Here is a 15,237-nt window from a genome sequence, read left to right on the forward strand (position 1 = left end):
AATGCTCCGTCAACTCTGCGCCCAGCATTCGCTCCATCAGGCGGACCTTCAGTTCCTTCATCAGGCCTTTGTCACCCAGCAGATCTTCGGGCCGTTTAATGCCGCTCAGCAGCTCGTCCAGTAATTCTTTGGAAATCGTCATTGTTGTCATGCTCCTTTGGTTTGGAAGCATGGGCCAAATTACTCATACACAGAAGATCGGACACTCTCTGACGCAATCGATCAATTTCACGAAATCGCCGATAGATATGACGCCCCCGCCAATGATGACTACGATCACATAGCAATCCTCAAAGACCCAGCATGGAAAGCTGTTGTTCGCGCCGCTCAAGCTGCTCAAAAAGCTCTCGAGCCTCTTCTCTTCGATCCCAACGAAAAAGAAATTTTGAAAGGTAAAACTGACCCTAAAAACGCATAAGCGCTGATATGTTTTTTTTCATCCCAGACTCTGCGGATCAAATCTACAAGTAAGCTACGAAACTACGCTCGAAAAGACCCGGACCACTTAACAGGTGCACAAGCGTCCCGTCCAGTTCCAGCCCCTCCCTCGGGCTGGCGATGTGACCAATGCAAGCGCACCGCTCCTTCTGTGGATATTTTCGGCACACATAAAACACCTCGGAAAGACCGATAGGATCGCCACCCTAGAGGCTGACGCTCGCCTTCAGGCTCAGCACGGATCACCACTTCCCCCGCCCTGCCCGCTCTGTCATAATGCGACCCAACCCGAGGCCCCATAACAAGAGCAGCACACATGAATGACCTTCTGTCCGGCCAAGAGCCGTCCGATTACGATGCGTCCTCCATCGAGGTGCTCGAGGGGCTGGAACCCGTGCGCAAACGGCCCGGCATGTATATCGGCGGCACGGACGAGCGCGCGTTGCATCACCTTGTGGCCGAGGTTCTCGACAACTCCATGGACGAAGCGGTGGCAGGCCATGCCAGCCGTATCGAGGTGGAGTTGCTCGCCGATTATTCCATGGTGATCCGCGACAACGGGCGCGGCATTCCGATTGATCCACACCCCAAGTTCCCCGACAAATCCGCGCTTGAAGTCATTCTATGCACGCTCCACGCGGGCGGTAAATTCTCGGGCGATGCCTATGAGACATCCGGCGGCCTGCACGGCGTTGGTGCCTCTGTAGTGAACGCGCTCAGCGATTCCATGGTCGTGCAAGTCGCGCGCAATAAGGAGTTGTTCGAGCAACGCTTTTCGCGCGGCATCCCGCTCGGACCAGTGGAAAAGATCGGCGCAGCCCCCAATCGGCGCGGCACGACCGTGACATTCCATGCGGACGAGCAGATTTTCGGCTCGCACCGTTTTAAACCTGCGCGTCTGTTCAAGTCGATCCGCTCAAAAGCCTACCTGTTTTCCGGTGTCGAGATCCGCTGGAAATCCGAGATTGACGATGGCGAAACGCCGACCACAGCCACCTTCCACTTCCCCGGCGGTCTATCCGACTACCTTGTTGAAACCCTTGGGAAATCATCGACTTACGCCGACAAACCCTTTGCGGGCGTTGTGGACTTCAAAGAGAAATTCAACACGGCAGGCAAGGTCGAATGGGCGATCAACTGGACGCCTGCGCGCGATGGTTTCATCCAGTCCTATTGTAACACCGTCCCGACGCCAGAGGGCGGCACGCATGAGGCGGGTTTCTGGGCGGCGATCCTCAAGGGCATCCGCGCCTACGGCGAACTCGCCAGCAACAAAAAGGCCGCATTGATCACGCGCGACGATCTGACGACGGGCGGCTGCGCGCTGGTGTCTTGCTTCATCCGCGAACCTGAATTCGTGGGCCAAACCAAGGACCGCCTCGCCACGGTCGAGGCCGCGAAACTGGTCGAGGGCGCGGTGCGCGATCACTTCGACAACTGGTTGGCGGCAGACACGAAATCCGCAGGTGCGATCCTTGATTTTCTGGTGCTACGGGCCGAAGAACGCCTGCGCCGCCGCGAAGAAAAAGAGACCCAGCGCAAGAGTGCCACCAAGAAGCTGCGCCTGCCGGGCAAGCTGGTTGATTGCACTTCGAAAACCCGCGAGGGCACGGAGTTGTTCATCGTGGAGGGCGACAGCGCGGGCGGCAGCGCCAAAATGGCGCGCGATCGCAAGACACAGGCGCTTTTGCCGCTGCGTGGTAAGATCCTGAACGTGCTTGGTGCGGCCTCGGGCAAGATCGGGTCCAATCAGGAAATTAACGATCTGTCCCAAGCGCTTGGCGTCAATCTGGGCACCAAATTCAACGTCGATGATCTGCGCTATGACAAGGTCATCATCATGACCGACGCGGACGTGGACGGCGCGCATATCGCAGCACTTTTGATGACCTTCTTCTTCACGCAAATGCGCCCGATGATTGATACGGGTCACCTCTACCTCGCTTGCCCACCGCTGTTTAGGTTAACGCAGGGGCCAAAACGGGTCTATTGCCTCGATGAAGCCGAAAAGAACGCACATCTTGAAAAGGGTATCGGCGGCAAGGGCCGCATCGACGTGTCCCGCTTTAAGGGTCTGGGCGAGATGGACGCGAAGGATTTGAAAGACACCACGATGAACCCGTTAACCCGCAAGCTGATCCGCGTGACGATTGACGAGGACGAACCGGGCGAGACGAGTGATCTGGTCGAGCGTTTGATGGGCAAGAAGCCCGAGAAGCGGTTCGAGTATATTCAGGAGAACGCGCAGTTTGTTGAGGAGTTGGATGTTTGAGGATTGATGAAATCCGATCAAATGCAGGGATTTTAACTTGGTCAAACTTAAGCCGACTTGTTCAGATTCTTGGCAAACGAGCAATAATAGCCTTTCCATTGGTCGGATACTTGCTTCTTGCTAACGATTACGTTGTCGGAAAAATCTCTTTCAGTGAAATTTCAGGAGAAAACGGAACGTTTTTGTCGGGTGAGCTGCGAATGCAATTCATCTACTTTGGACTAGTTCTACTAGCTGCCTGTTTCGCTTGGTTTCAATGGCGTGCACCGAGACCAACACTAGTCGCTCGAAACCATTTAGAGTTTAGAGAACACGCGTTCCGAAATTGGATAATTTCTGATTTCGTTAACACGTTTTTTCGGCTCGAAACAAAATACAATTGGGGCAAATTCGATGATGTACAGTTCACGCGACACGACCTTAACCAATTTGTTGAAAAAGCGGTAGGAAACCAAGTTTCCGGCTGCGAAGGCATGGAATTCGAAGAATTTTGGTTTCTGATGACAAAAGTCAACTCGGCGGAAGAAGCCAAATCGAAATCAAAGGAGTTTTTGGCAACTCTTCTAGATGCAGAATTCGATTATTGTCAGTATGAAAAACAGTCCGAAGGGCGATTACTGTTTTTGACAACAATAGTTGCATACTTTTTAATTTCAGTTCCATCAGCCGACGTCTTTTTGTCGGTTTCACGAACATTGTTCTCGTGACTTCTCGCTGAACTACAAGGCCAGCGCCAGACCAGTGGGCAGGCGCTCCACAGTTCGAACAGCACACTTTATCCCAGTAAAATCCGAACACCCCATCAACGGGAATAACCAAAGTCGCCAAAGCGCCGGCCCTAGCGGCTGGTCTGGCGCTGGCCGGGCAGCAAGCTGCTATTCCGGCCAAAAAGGCGCATCATTGCAAAGGGTGCAATCCTGAACGTAGAGTGCATGAACCACTCTCGCTACGGACTCCCGATATGACCCCAGCAAACGCGCAAACCTACTTAGATGAATACTTTGCGCCTTGGGTGCGGGCGCTCGATCTGACCTTCACCGACCTCGGCCAAGGCACCGCAACCGCCACCATGCCGATCACCCCCGACCTCACCCGCGTGGGCGATATCCTCTCGGGTCAAGCGCTCGCCGCGATGGCGGACACGATCATGGCCTTCGCCTGTTTCGCGCATTATGGCGCGCTCAAACCAGTGGCGACGACCAACCTCGACACCGTCTTCCTGCGCCCCGGCGTTGGCACACATATCCGCTGCGAAGCGGAGGTTGTCAGAGCGGGCAAGCAGCTATTGTTCACCAAAGCCACGATGTTCGCAGAGCCATCGGGCAAGCCCGTCGCCACAGCCACCGCGACCTTCTACTTGGCCTAGATCAATCTGCCTGAAGGCTCTCGATATAATCCGCCAAAGCCACCAGCGCGGCAGGCGTTGGCGTCACCACGCCGTCCCCTGTTTCCATGATCACATCCTTGCCCGCCAGCTTCACGCCGAATTCAGGCATCGCGCCGCTGAAATGCTCGCCGCGTGCATAGCCGTCCATAGTAGAGACCACATAGTTGCGCGGGAAAATCCCATCGTTATTGGCGCTCAAGGCGGTCAGATCGGACGGCGGCATGAACAAATCTTTCGCCAAAGTTCCATCGCCCTGCCCGCTTGGTCCATGGCAGGCCGCGCAATTCTCTGCATAGAGCCGCTTACCGCTTGGCTGGGTATGCTCCCGTTCCTGCGGCACACAGCCCGCGACGCTTGATGCGGCCAATGCTGCCAGTCCTAAAATCCATGTCTTTCGCATGTCTGTCTCCCGTTTTGCTCAGGATCAGCTTGCACCATCGCGCGCACCGTGCGTTGATCTAGCGCAAATACACCTTTGAATGAGGCCAGGTGATGCCCACAACCAGCTATGCTTTCGTGATGCTTTGCGCAGGGATCGGCATCCCGATTCTTGCTGCTTTGAACGCCGCGCTCGGAGGGCGGATCGGATCACCCGTTGCGGCCTCTGTCGTGCTCTTCGCGATCGCCTTTACCAGCGCGCTTGCGGTCTATTTGATCGGCGGGTTCAAGGCGCAAGCCAGCGTGCTGGATGCGCCTAAACACCTCTTGCTCGCAGGGGTTTTGATCGCGTTCTACGTGCTCTCGATCACCTTCATCGCACCCAAATTCGGGGTGGGCAATGCGGTGTTCTTCGTGCTTTTGGGGCAGTTGATCAGCGCAGCAATGATCGATCACTTCGGGCTGTTCGGCGCGCAAATCAACCCGCTCTCGATGACGCGCGCGGGTGGGATTGCGCTTATGGCGGCCGGAGTTTTCTTGACCCAGCAGGCCTAATTCAGGTTCAGATTGCTGATCGCGCCGCGCACCGCAGTGTCCGTATCATCGCTATCCGCAGAGATCGCGAGGCCGACCACAGCGCCCTGCACGCCGCCGAACGCACGGCGGTAATCCCCCGCAAGATCAACGCTTTCCGAATGACTGCCGGTGCCAGAATCGCGCAAGATTACCGTCTTGCCGCGCGCGCCCAAGTAAGGGCTGCTCAGCATCTGCCCGCGCCCGTGATCGCCGCCCCAGACATAGACCAGCACGCGCGCCGCGTCCGCGCTAAGCAATTTGCGAATGCCCGCGCCTTTGAGGCGCTGCGCATCCGCTTCGGGCAGAAACACGACATAGATAGCAAGGTTGCGATCATCGCCGCCCTTTTTGCGAAGGTCCGTGGCGGGGACCGATTGATCCACGCTCCATCGCCATGAGGCTTCGATGGCGCCCCAAAGCCCCTCAGGCACCGCGCGATACGCCATGGAAACCGAGCCGTCCGATTGCACGCCCAAGGTGGCATCCTGAAAGCTGTATCTGTTCTTGGAAAACAGCGAGAATTTCTGCTCTTTCCACGATTCATCAAACGGGATTTGCTCTGCCTGAATGGCTGGAGTCGCGAGGAGCGAGGCGGCGAGCGCCAAAGAGAGAATACGTTTCATCTGCTTTATGTGACGCAAGCCCGCCTCAACTGCATCACACGTCTGCGTGAGCGGGGCCGTTGGAGAGCGTTACCATCAAATCCCAAAGCGCCTGTGGCACATCAACAGGGTCGCTCAAGCGTTTGTTCTGCCCCGGCATACGCGCGCCCTCGTCCTCAATGGCGGCCGCGCCAAGCGCACCGAGGCGATCAAAGAACGCAGGGCTGGCAGCAGGGTCAATCAGCATGAAGAACTGCCCAAGCCCATGCGGCGCGCCGGTCGCAGCTTTGAGCGGTTTCACATCCCGGCTTGCCACGCCACCCGTCATGCCAGCGGCGAGCAATTCGACCATCAGGCCAAGGCCCCAGCCCTTATAGCCCTGCTCCATCCCGCCAAGCGAGGTGAGCGAGCCTTTCAAAGCCGCATCAGGGTCGGTGGTCGCCGCACCATTCGCATCCACGGCCCAGCCTTCGGGGATCGCTTCGCCAGCCGCGCGCGCCATGGTGATCCGGCCAAGCGCGACTGTGGTTGTGGATTGATCGAACGCCATCGCAATGCCACCCTTACCGTCAGGCGCGGCGAAGGCCATGGGATTGGTGCCGATCACCCGTGTGCGGCCACCGGGCGGCGCCACGATAGGGGAGGCGTTGGTCATGCCGATCGCGATCATTCCCATTTTCGCTGCTTTTTCCGTGAAATAGCCCAAGGCAGTGCAGGTATGCGCGCGGTGAATCGCCACGCTTGCCATGCCGGTTTCCTTGGCGGCGCTCACTGCTTCATCCAGCGCGCGCGCGAAAGCAGGCTGGGCAAAACCGTTCCCTGCATCCACCTCGATGCGCGAGGGCAAGGGGCGTGTCACCACCGGATCGACCACACCGCTGACCCGCCCGCTTAGCAATTGCTGGCAGTAACTCTCAACATAATAGAGCCCGCAAATGCGATTGCTGCGCGCTTCGGCCCAAGCAACCGCGCGCGCCATTTCAGCGGCAATCCAGCCCTCAGCCCCATGGGCACACAGCGCTTTGTGCGTGATCGCTTCGATCTCACTAACGAAAATATCCGGCATGATGGCCCCTTCGGCTGATTTGTGCGAACGGTGCTTAATCTGCCCGCTGGCGTCAAGGCATCAAAGCCTGAACTCAGGTCTGGTCTCAGGTCTGGCGAATATCGACGAAGCTGATCAGGCTTTCATAAACCGCCTCCATCAAACCTTTCAATTCAATCTGACTGTCGCCGGAAAACCAGAGGGTCACCCCGATCGTAGCGGTGATGTGCGCTGCCAGCGCGCGGGCGTGTTGCTACCGTGATGCGAGGCGATCATGTCCTTGCCCTGCTCGGCCAAGCCTTCGAAAGGCACAATCACGGCGACGCCGAATATGGTTAATCCATGACTAATCCAGGATAAACCTACTGAGTAAAACAAGTTAGATGGCTGACATGCCGATATCTTTGATCCAATAGTATTTGGCTTCGGATATCCCGCTAATCTGTCGAAAAATGGATTCAGCCACACGGATCAAAGCGCGACCAGACGCCCGTCTTCCATGCGCAACTGGCGGTCCATACGCGCGGCCAGATCGAGGTTGTGGGTCGCGATCACCGCTGACAGGCCAGTGCCGCGCACCAGCTCCATCAGCGCTGCGAACACCTGATCGGAGGTGCCCGGATCAAGGTTGCCCGTCGGCTCGTCCGCAAGCATCAGGCGCGGCGCATTGGCAAGCGCTCGGCAAAAAGCGACGCGCTGCTGCTCGCCCCCCGAAAGCGCCGCAGGGCGATGGCTCGCGCGCGGCGCAACGCCAACGCGGGTGAGCAAATCAAGCGCGCGCGCCTCGGCCTCTTTGCTCGGCACACCATTGGCCAGTTGCGGCAAAACGATGTTTTCGAGCGCGGTAAATTCAGGCAGCAAGTGATGGAATTGATAGACAAATCCCACGTCGATCCGCCGGATCGCGGTGCGTTTTCGATCACTCATCCCAGTCATGTCCTGCCCTGCGATCTTCACGCAGCCCGCGTCGGGCGTATCGAGCAGACCCGCAATGTGCAGCAGCGTCGATTTCCCCGCGCCAGATGGCGCAACCAGCGCGACGACTTCACCCGCGCCGACGCTCAGGTCGATGTCGCGCAGCACGGTCACTTCATTCGCCTTGCCCTTGTTGTAGGCCTTTGCAATGCCGCTCAGCTCAAGGATCAAATCACTCATAGCGCAGCGCCTCCACAGGGTTCATTCGCGCGGCGCGCCGTGCCGGAAAAATCGTCACCACAAAAGATAGTCCCAGCGAGAGGCTGACCGCCGACATTACATCCTCAAAGCGCAATTCGGCGGGAAGTTGGTAGAGTCCACGCACGGACGGATCCCAGACCCCGCCGCCTGCAAAGTAGTTAACGGCAGAGAAAATCGGATCGATATAGATCGCAAACAAACAGCCCAGAATGACGCCAAGCGCTGTGCCGATGATGCCCGTAAACGCGCCGCAGATGAAAAAAATCCGCAGCACGGAGCCTTCACTCAGCCCCATGGTGCGCAAAATCCCGATATCGCGGCCTTTGTTTTTCACCAGCATGATCAGGCCCGACACAATATTCATCGCCGCAATCAACACTAGGATCGACAGGATCACAAACATCACATTGTCCTCCACCTCAAGCGCGCGCAGAAAGCCGCCAGAGGCGTCGGTCCAGGCCCATAATTGCGCTCGATCCCCGCCCGCACGCAAAAGCGCAAGCTGGATCGCGTCAATCTCTTCAGGTTCTTCGACCATCACCTCGATCTCGTCCACCGCCCCCTCGCGGTTGAAGAAACTCTGTGCTTCAGCAAGCGGCATGTAGACCCGCGTGCGGTCGATATCATAGCGCCCTGCGGTGAAAATATAGGTGACTTCATAGGCTTTCACACGCGGCGACGTGCCAAACGCGGTCTTGACGCCATTGGGGGAAATAATCTTGATACGGTCCCCGCTCGACACCCCTAGTTCGCGCGCCACGCCAGAGCCGATGGCGATCCCCTCGCCGAAGCGATTGATATCGCCGAAACTTTCCTCGGGATTAGCGACTTTGGGAACCGTCAGCAGGTTTTCTGCCGTGAGACCATAAACTTCGATACCGGTATTGCGCCCCGCCTTATTGCCCATGACCTGCCCGCGCACCAGCGGCGCGGCACGCGTGACGCCCTCCACTGCCGCAAGGCGCGCGGCCATCTCGTCATAGTCGTAAATCTTGCGATCTAGGCGGCCGAATTCATCTTGCTCCGCCGATTTATAGACCGTCACATGCGCGTTCGCGCCCAAAATGGTCCCGACAAAATCCGTGCGAAATCCGGAGCGCACCGACAGCGTCGCGATCAATGCGAAAACGGCCAAGGTGATGCCAATGAGGCTGATCCACGTCATGACGCTCACCCCGCCCTCGGCGCGTTTGGCCCGCAAGTATCGCCATGCGATCATCCACTCGAAACGGGCAAAAGGAATAGGTGTTTTGGCCAAGGCTCAGGTTTCCAATTCGGGTGTATCAATCGGTTTAGGGGTGCGCCGAAACAGTATCAAAGGCAAGCGCAGCAGGTAAATCAGCCCAGAGAGCAGCGCCAGTCCGCCGAGGAAGCCAATCGCTGCAAAAACGATCCCCTCAAAAGTCACAGGCAGCGCAGGTTTGTAATTTTCCCAAACCCGCCCCGCCAGTTCACCATCGGTAAAGCGCGCCGCATATCGCGCGCGGCTGAACGGGCCAAGGCCCTGCATTTGCTCCAGATCGCTCGACAGGCGCGCATGGCGCTCGATGGTCTCCACCATACTCTCCGCACGCGCCGCGCCCATTTGACCGCCCTGCGCAAGATCCACCAGCGCCGCCTCTCGGCTTAACTCAAAGCGTCCCGCGTCCGCGTCAAAATCATCCATGAAGCGCGACAGTTCATCAACAGCGCCCCCTAGGCGCTGCATATACTGTTGAGAGTACTCAGGAAACTGCGACACGCCCGCTGCACCGCTCAGACCGGCAACAACAGCAAGCGCGCGCGCAAACATATCCTAGAGACCCGCGTAAATGGCCGCGATCTTGGCGATCGCCTGCTCTGGTGGCATCTCTTCGCTCTCGCCCGTGCGGCGCGACGTGACCTCGACGACACCATTCTTGAGACCACGCGGCCCGACGGTAATGCGCCATGGCAGACCGATCAGATCCATTGTCGCAAACTTCCCACCCGCGCGTTCCTTACGATCATCATAAAGCGGATCAAGGCCAAGCGCCGTTAGGCTGTCATAAAGCGCCTCGCAGGCGGCATCGGCGTCCTCATCACCTTGCTTGAGGTTCACAATCCCGCAATGGAATGGTGTGACGCCCTCAGGCCAGATGATCCCGTTGTCGTCATGTGACGCTTCAATGATCGCCCCCAAAAGACGCGAAACACCGATGCCATGGCTGCCCATGTGCAGCGGCACACGCTCGCCATCCTCATTCTGAACGCTCGCGCCCATCTTTTCGGAATATTCTGTGCCAAAGTAGAAAATCTGTCCCACTTCGATGCCGCGCGCGGTGCGGCGGCGCTCGGTCGGCAACGCGTTAAACGCGGCCTCGTCGTGGGTTTCATCCGTGCGCGCGTAGCGCGATGTGAACTCTTCCATGACCGACTGGCAGGCTGCCTTGTCATCAAAATCAATCGCGCGCTCACCGAATTTCAGATCGGTGATTTCGCTGTCATAAAACACTTCGCTCTCGCCCGTCTCGGCCAGCACCAAGAATTCATGGGTGTAATCGCCGCCAATCGGGCCGCTATCCGCGCGCATCGGGATCGCTTGCAGGCCCATACGCTCATATGTGCGCAGGTAGCTGACCAAGTGACGGTTGTAGGCATGCAGCGCGTCTTCCTTGGTCAGATCAAAGTTATAGCCGTCCTTCATGAGGAACTCGCGCCCCCGCATCACGCCGAAACGTGGACGCACCTCGTCGCGGAATTTCCACTGGATATGATAAAGCGTCAAAGGCAGCGATTTATAGCTGTTCACGAAATTGCCGACCATGTCAGTGATCAGTTCTTCATTCGTGGGACCATAAAGCATCTCGCGGTCATGGCGATCTTTGATGCGCAGCATTTCAGGGCCATAGGCATCATAGCGCCCCGACTTGCGCCAAAGATCGGCGGATTGCAGTGTCGGCATCAACATCGGAATATGCCCCGCACGCTGCTGTTCCTCATGCACAATATTCTCAATCTTGCGCAACACCTTGAAGCCAAGTGGAAGCCACGAATAAATCCCCGCCGAGGACTGCTTGATCATCCCCGCGCGCAGCATCAGACGGTGGCTGACAATCTGCGCATCCGCAGGGTTTTCTTTCAAGATCGGCAGGAAATATCGGCTCAGGCGCATGGAACGTCCCTCATAAAACTCTGGTTTCTTCCCGTTTAGGCGCTCACGCTATAACCAGCAAGGCCCAGCAAGACTTGACCCCTTCATCTTGCCAAATAAACTCCGGGGGAGTCTCGGCCTGCCGAGACGGGGGCTGGCCCCCATGCGCCCCTTGAAACCTAGCCCGGCATAGGCGATGTCTAACGCAATCAAGTAATCAAAGGCGCGCGCATGGCACATCCCGTCAAAGACCAGCTCAAATATTGGGGCATCGCCACCGCGGTTTTTCTGCTGGCCATGTGGTATCTCGGCGATGTGATGTTGCCTTTCGTGCTTGGCGGCGCAATCGCCTATTTCCTTGACCCCGTCGCGGACCGGCTCGAGCGGATGGGCTGCTCGCGCGCGCTTGCTACGACGATAATCACTTTGATGGCCGTGGTCATTTTCATCGTCATGGTCCTGCTGGTGGTGCCGACGCTGATCAACCAGTCGATTTCGCTGTTCAACATCGCACCGCAGCTGTTTTCCGATCTGCGCGCTTTCTTGTCCGAACGCTTCCCCCAAGCGCTCGACGAAGGCTCTACGCTGCATCAATCCTTGCTTAGCATCGGCGAAACGATCCAGTCCAAGGGCGGCGAATTACTAAGCACCGTTCTGTCCTCGGCCTCCTCGATCATCAATATTCTCGTGCTCTTCCTGATCGTCCCCGTGGTCGCCTTCTACATGTTGCTCGACTGGGACAAGATGACCTCGCGGATCGACACGCTTTTGCCGCGTGATCACGCCCCCACCGTGCGCATGCTGGCCAAGCAGATCGACGAAACTCTGGCTGCATTCATCCGCGGCATGGGCACCGTTTGTCTGATCCTCGGCACCTATTATGCCATCGCTCTGATGCTGGTGGGACTGCAATTCGGGCTGGTGGTCGGCTTTATCGCAGGGCTAATCACTTTCATTCCCTACGTCGGCGCGTTGGTCGGCGGCTCGCTTGCCATCGGACTGGGCCTGTTTCAATTCTGGGGCGATTGGGTATCTCTTGGCCTCGTCGCGGGGGTCTTCATCATCGGGCAGGTGATGGAGGGCAACGTGCTTACGCCCAAACTCGTCGGCTCTTCGGTTGGTTTGCACCCTGTCTGGCTGTTGCTTTCGCTTTCCGTCTTCGGTTCGGTCTTTGGCTTTGTGGGCATGCTTGTCGCCGTGCCTGTCGCCGCGGCGCTTGGCGTGGTCATGCGGTTTTTCGTCGGGCAATACATGGGCAGCCGGCTCTATTCTGGCCTCGAAGCCCCCAAAGACAACGCAGGCGAGTAAGTGATGCCAAACCAACTCAGCTTCGATCTACCTGCGCGCCTCGCGCTGGAGCGCGACGATTTCTTCGTCTCGCCCTCAAATGCGCTTGCCCTTGCGCTAATCGATGCACCGCAAAACTGGAGCAACGGCAAGCTGATCCTGATTGGCCCAAAAGGCGCGGGCAAGACCCATCTCGCCCATGTCTGGGCTGCGCAAAGCGGCGCGCGGATAATTGATGCCCGCATGCTGGACGAAGCCGCCGTGCCTGCCCTGTCGCAAGGCCCTGTGGTGGTCGAGGACGCAGACCTGATCGCAGGCAATAAAGCGCTGGAAACAGTGCTGTTTCACCTGCACAACCTCGCGCAGGCCGAAGGGCAGCCCCTGCTGATTACCGCACAAAACACGCCGCAGCGTTGGCCGCTCGGCCTGCCAGATCTGGCAAGCCGGCTGCACGCAATCCAGATCGCCCAACTCGAGGCCCCTGATGATGCGCTGCTCACGGCTCTGCTCATGAAGTTGTTCATGGATCGCCAGCTTAATCCTGCGCCCGATGTCATCCCCTTTCTTGCGCGCCGCATCGATCGCTCTTTCGCGGCAGCGCAGCAGATCGTCGCCACCCTCGACAAGGCGACGCTGGATGCCAAGCGCCCGTTAACGCGCGCCTTTGCCTCTGCGGTTCTGGACAAGGTCGCACCAGTGGAAACATTGCTAAGCTACGCCGAAAAACGAAAGGGCGATGATGATGCAAGCTGACTTTCTCAAAGCGCCTCCCCCTGTGCCCCTCGCGCTGGACGATGTAGATTTTGCCGGTCCTGCGCGGTTCGTAAACCGTGAGCTCAGCTGGCTCAACTTCAACTGGCGCGTGCTGGACGAGGCCGAGAACCCCCGCGTGCCACTTCTGGAGCGCCTGCGGTTCCTGTCGATTTCTGCCACGAACCTTGATGAATTTTACACCGTGCGCGTCGCGGGTCTGCGTGAACTCGCGCAGGCTGGCAATGCCACACCTGCCGCCGACGGGCTGACCCCCGCCGAGCAATTGGTGCTGATCAATGAGGACGCGCGCAATTTGCTGCAAACCCAGCAGCGCGCGCTTGAGGGTATTCGCAGCGAAATGCTAGATGCCGGTATCGCCATTGTCGAGCGGGCTGATCTAAGCAAATCCGACAAGGATTACGTCGCTGACGTTTTCCTGCACAAGGTCTTTCCCGTGCTCTCACCGCTCGCGATTGATCCAGCGCATCCCTTTCCCTTTATCCCCAACACCGGCTATTCGCTTGCGCTGCAACTGGAGCGCCAGGCGGACAAGCGCGAATTGCTTGCGCTTTTGCCGATCCCCGCGCAGATCGACCGCTTCGTGACCCTGCCCGCCCCCGATGGCCTGCTACGCTATCTGCCGCTCGAAGATGTGCTGGTGGAAAACCTTGGCCGCCTGTTTCCCGGCTACAAAATGAAAGGCCATTTCGGCTTTCGCGTGCTGCGCGACAGCGATCTGGAAGTCGAGGACGAAGCCGAAGATCTGGTGCGCGAATTCGAGGTCGCGCTGAAGCGGCGCAAACGCGGCGAAGTGGTGCGCCTGACCTACACGGGCGACGCCCCGGCCAAGCTCAAGGCGCTGGTGATGCGCGAACTTGGCGTCACGGAAGCCGAAACCGTCGAACTGCCCGGGATGATCGGCATGGCCGACCTCTCGGAGCTGGTGACGGACGCGCGCCCCGATCTGCTTTGGCCGCCCTTCATGCCCCGCGTGCCCGAGCGCGTTCAGGATCATGATGGCGATATGTTCGCCGCCATTCGCCAAAAGGACATGCTGCTGCATCACCCCTACGAGACCTTCGATATGGTCGTGCGCTTTTTAACGCAGGCCGCGCGCGACCCTGATGTGGTGGCGATTAAACAAACGCTCTATCGCACCTCCAAACGCTCGCCCATCGTTTCGGCCCTGTGCGAAGCGGCAGAAGATGGCAAATCCGTCACTGCCCTGGTCGAACTGAAAGCGCGTTTTGACGAAGCTGCCAACATCCGCCAATCCCGCCGTCTCGAGCGTGCGGGGGCCCATGTGGTCTACGGCTTTCTCGATCTCAAAACCCACGCCAAGATTTCCACAGTGGTGCGCCGCGAGGGCGACAATCTGGTCACCTACACGCATTACGGGACCGGCAATTATCACCCGATTACAGCGCGCATCTACACTGATCTTTCCTTATTCACCTGCGACGCAAAGCTCGGCCGCGATGCCACCAAAGTGTTCAACTATCTCTCCGGCTACGCCCCCCCCGACGCCTTGGAAAACCTTGCAATTTCACCTCTGACGCTAAAACCCCGCCTGCTCGAGCTGATCGCGCAGGAAGCAGATTACGCGCGCGCGGGCAAGCCTGCCGTGATCTGGGCCAAGATGAATTCGCTGATTGATCCTGAAGTCATTGATGCGCTTTATGCGGCCTCACAAGCGGGGGTGAAAATCGATCTGGTCATTCGCGGCATCTGCGGCCTTCGTCCCGGCATCAAGGGCCTCAGCGAGACCATCCGCGTCAAATCTATCGTTGGCCGCTTCCTCGAGCATTCGCGCATCGTGTGTTTCGGCAACGGGCATGGCCTGCCCCACAAGAAGGCGCGCGTGTTCATCAGCTCTGCCGATTGGATGGGCCGCAACCTGAACCGGCGCGTCGAAACGCTGGTGGAGATCAACAACGCCACCGTCAAAGCGCAGATCGTCAGTCAGATCATGGCCGCCAATCTGGCTGACGTCGCGCAAAGCTGGCTGATGACGCCGGATGGCTCCTTCACACGCGAAATCGTGCCCGAGGGACAGTTCGCCTTTAATTGTCACAAGTTCTTCATGGAAAACCCCTCGCTATCGGGGCGCGGCTCTGCGGGGGCTGCGGATGTGCCCAAGTTGACCCATACCATCGACGAGGCGGGCTAAAACGGTTTGCGCAATTGACCTGCTGGCGTGATCGGGTAAAC

At 58.1% G+C, this 15,237-nt stretch carries 14 protein-coding genes and 1 pseudogene; 7 read left to right on the forward strand and 8 right to left on the reverse strand.

Annotated elements, in window-relative coordinates:
• A pseudogene (locus B9P63_RS19460) lies at window positions 1-142 on the reverse strand (IS256 family transposase); the annotation flags it as partial.
• A 612-nt stretch (window positions 143-754) separates the two neighbouring features.
• Between B9P63_RS19460 and parE the strand changes: the two are divergent.
• From parE to B9P63_RS14525, 3 genes are all read left to right on the forward strand, one after another.
• A complete protein-coding gene (gene parE, locus B9P63_RS14515; protein ID WP_085310082.1) occupies window positions 755-2,710 on the forward strand; it encodes a DNA topoisomerase IV subunit B in 1,956 nt (651 codons plus the stop codon).
• Entirely contained in the window at window positions 2,707-3,417 is a 711-nt protein-coding gene (locus B9P63_RS14520) for a hypothetical protein (protein WP_139816268.1), read from the forward strand. Before parE ends, B9P63_RS14520 begins: the two co-directional genes overlap by 4 nt.
• Before the next feature lie 254 nt (window positions 3,418-3,671).
• Window positions 3,672-4,076 carry a PaaI family thioesterase gene (locus B9P63_RS14525; RefSeq protein WP_085310086.1) on the forward strand — a complete coding sequence of 135 codons (405 nt, stop codon included), beginning with the start codon at window positions 3,672-3,674 and terminating at the stop codon, window positions 4,074-4,076.
• A gap of 1 nt (window position 4,077) precedes the next feature.
• On the opposite strand, the gene B9P63_RS14530 is transcribed toward B9P63_RS14525, so the two are convergent.
• The gene (locus tag B9P63_RS14530) at window positions 4,078-4,497 is read right to left on the reverse strand and encodes a c-type cytochrome (RefSeq protein ID WP_085310088.1); all 420 of its coding nucleotides are present in this window, start codon (window positions 4,495-4,497) and stop codon (window positions 4,078-4,080) included.
• Between the two features lie 92 nt (window positions 4,498-4,589).
• Here B9P63_RS14530 and B9P63_RS14535 point away from each other — a divergent pair, with 92 nt between their 5' ends.
• Entirely contained in the window at window positions 4,590-5,030 is a 441-nt protein-coding gene (locus B9P63_RS14535; RefSeq protein ID WP_085310090.1) for a DMT family transporter, read from the forward strand.
• Here B9P63_RS14535 and B9P63_RS14540 read toward each other — a convergent pair.
• The 6 genes from B9P63_RS14540 to proS form a co-directional block, all read right to left on the reverse strand.
• The gene (locus B9P63_RS14540; protein WP_085310092.1) at window positions 5,027-5,674 is read right to left on the reverse strand and encodes a DUF3047 domain-containing protein; all 648 of its coding nucleotides are present in this window, start codon (window positions 5,672-5,674) and stop codon (window positions 5,027-5,029) included. The two genes, B9P63_RS14535 and B9P63_RS14540, sit on opposite strands and share 4 nt — an antisense overlap.
• Before the next feature lie 34 nt (window positions 5,675-5,708).
• Complete coding sequence (locus B9P63_RS14545; RefSeq protein WP_085310094.1) at window positions 5,709-6,719, reverse strand: Ldh family oxidoreductase; 1,011 nt, start codon at window positions 6,717-6,719, stop codon at window positions 5,709-5,711.
• Between the two features lie 450 nt (window positions 6,720-7,169).
• On the reverse strand, window positions 7,170-7,853 hold the full coding sequence (locus B9P63_RS14550; protein WP_085310096.1) for an ABC transporter ATP-binding protein: 684 nt from the start codon (window positions 7,851-7,853) through the stop codon (window positions 7,170-7,172).
• On the reverse strand, window positions 7,846-9,132 hold the full coding sequence (locus tag B9P63_RS14555; RefSeq protein WP_085310098.1) for a lipoprotein-releasing ABC transporter permease subunit: 1,287 nt from the start codon (window positions 9,130-9,132) through the stop codon (window positions 7,846-7,848). The genes B9P63_RS14550 and B9P63_RS14555 overlap by 8 nt, the downstream gene beginning before the upstream one ends.
• A 3-nt stretch (window positions 9,133-9,135) precedes the next feature.
• Window positions 9,136-9,666 (reverse strand): DUF2937 family protein, encoded by a 531-nt coding sequence (locus tag B9P63_RS14560; protein WP_085310100.1) that lies wholly within the window; start codon window positions 9,664-9,666, stop codon window positions 9,136-9,138.
• Window positions 9,667-9,669: 3 nt separating this feature from the next.
• Window positions 9,670-11,007 carry a proline--tRNA ligase gene (gene proS / locus B9P63_RS14565; RefSeq protein WP_085310102.1) on the reverse strand — a complete coding sequence of 446 codons (1,338 nt, stop codon included), beginning with the start codon at window positions 11,005-11,007 and terminating at the stop codon, window positions 9,670-9,672.
• A 210-nt stretch (window positions 11,008-11,217) separates the two neighbouring features.
• On the opposite strand from proS, the gene B9P63_RS14570 reads away from it, so the two are divergent.
• The 3 genes from B9P63_RS14570 to B9P63_RS14580 are packed head-to-tail and all read left to right on the forward strand — an operon-like array spanning window position 11,218 to window position 15,196.
• Window positions 11,218-12,294, forward strand: coding sequence for an AI-2E family transporter (locus B9P63_RS14570; RefSeq protein ID WP_085310104.1), 1,077 nt, complete (start codon window positions 11,218-11,220; stop codon window positions 12,292-12,294).
• 3 nt (window positions 12,295-12,297) lie between these two features.
• Window positions 12,298-13,026, forward strand: a complete 729-nt coding sequence (locus B9P63_RS14575; protein ID WP_085310308.1) for an HdaA/DnaA family protein — start codon at window positions 12,298-12,300, stop codon at window positions 13,024-13,026.
• Window positions 13,013-15,196 carry an RNA degradosome polyphosphate kinase gene (locus B9P63_RS14580; RefSeq protein ID WP_085310309.1) on the forward strand — a complete coding sequence of 728 codons (2,184 nt, stop codon included), beginning with the start codon at window positions 13,013-13,015 and terminating at the stop codon, window positions 15,194-15,196. Before B9P63_RS14575 ends, B9P63_RS14580 begins: the two co-directional genes overlap by 14 nt.
• Window positions 15,197-15,237: the final 41 nt, after the last annotated feature.

This window comes from Planktotalea arctica (genome assembly GCF_002105285.1).
GTDB lineage: Bacteria > Pseudomonadota > Alphaproteobacteria > Rhodobacterales > Rhodobacteraceae > Planktotalea > Planktotalea arctica.

Bases quoted from the DNA above. Each gene is read 5' to 3' on its own strand.
- parE (WP_085310082.1), top strand. From the start codon at position 755: ATGAATGACCTTCTGTCCGGCCAAGAGCCGTCCGATTACGATGCGTCC.
- B9P63_RS14525 (WP_085310086.1), top strand. From the start codon at position 3,672: ATGACCCCAGCAAACGCGCAAACCTACTTAGATGAATACTTTGCGCCT.
- B9P63_RS14530 (WP_085310088.1), bottom strand. From the start codon at position 4,497: ATGCGAAAGACATGGATTTTAGGACTGGCAGCATTGGCCGCATCAAGC.
- B9P63_RS14535 (WP_085310090.1), top strand. From the start codon at position 4,590: ATGCCCACAACCAGCTATGCTTTCGTGATGCTTTGCGCAGGGATCGGC.
- B9P63_RS14540 (WP_085310092.1), bottom strand. From the start codon at position 5,674: ATGAAACGTATTCTCTCTTTGGCGCTCGCCGCCTCGCTCCTCGCGACT.
- B9P63_RS14545 (WP_085310094.1), bottom strand. From the start codon at position 6,719: ATGCCGGATATTTTCGTTAGTGAGATCGAAGCGATCACGCACAAAGCG.
- B9P63_RS14550 (WP_085310096.1), bottom strand. From the start codon at position 7,853: ATGAGTGATTTGATCCTTGAGCTGAGCGGCATTGCAAAGGCCTACAAC.
- B9P63_RS14560 (WP_085310100.1), bottom strand. From the start codon at position 9,666: ATGTTTGCGCGCGCGCTTGCTGTTGTTGCCGGTCTGAGCGGTGCAGCG.
- proS (WP_085310102.1), bottom strand. From the start codon at position 11,007: ATGCGCCTGAGCCGATATTTCCTGCCGATCTTGAAAGAAAACCCTGCG.
- B9P63_RS14570 (WP_085310104.1), top strand. From the start codon at position 11,218: ATGGCACATCCCGTCAAAGACCAGCTCAAATATTGGGGCATCGCCACC.
- B9P63_RS14575 (WP_085310308.1), top strand. From the start codon at position 12,298: ATGCCAAACCAACTCAGCTTCGATCTACCTGCGCGCCTCGCGCTGGAG.
- B9P63_RS14580 (WP_085310309.1), top strand. From the start codon at position 13,013: ATGATGCAAGCTGACTTTCTCAAAGCGCCTCCCCCTGTGCCCCTCGCG.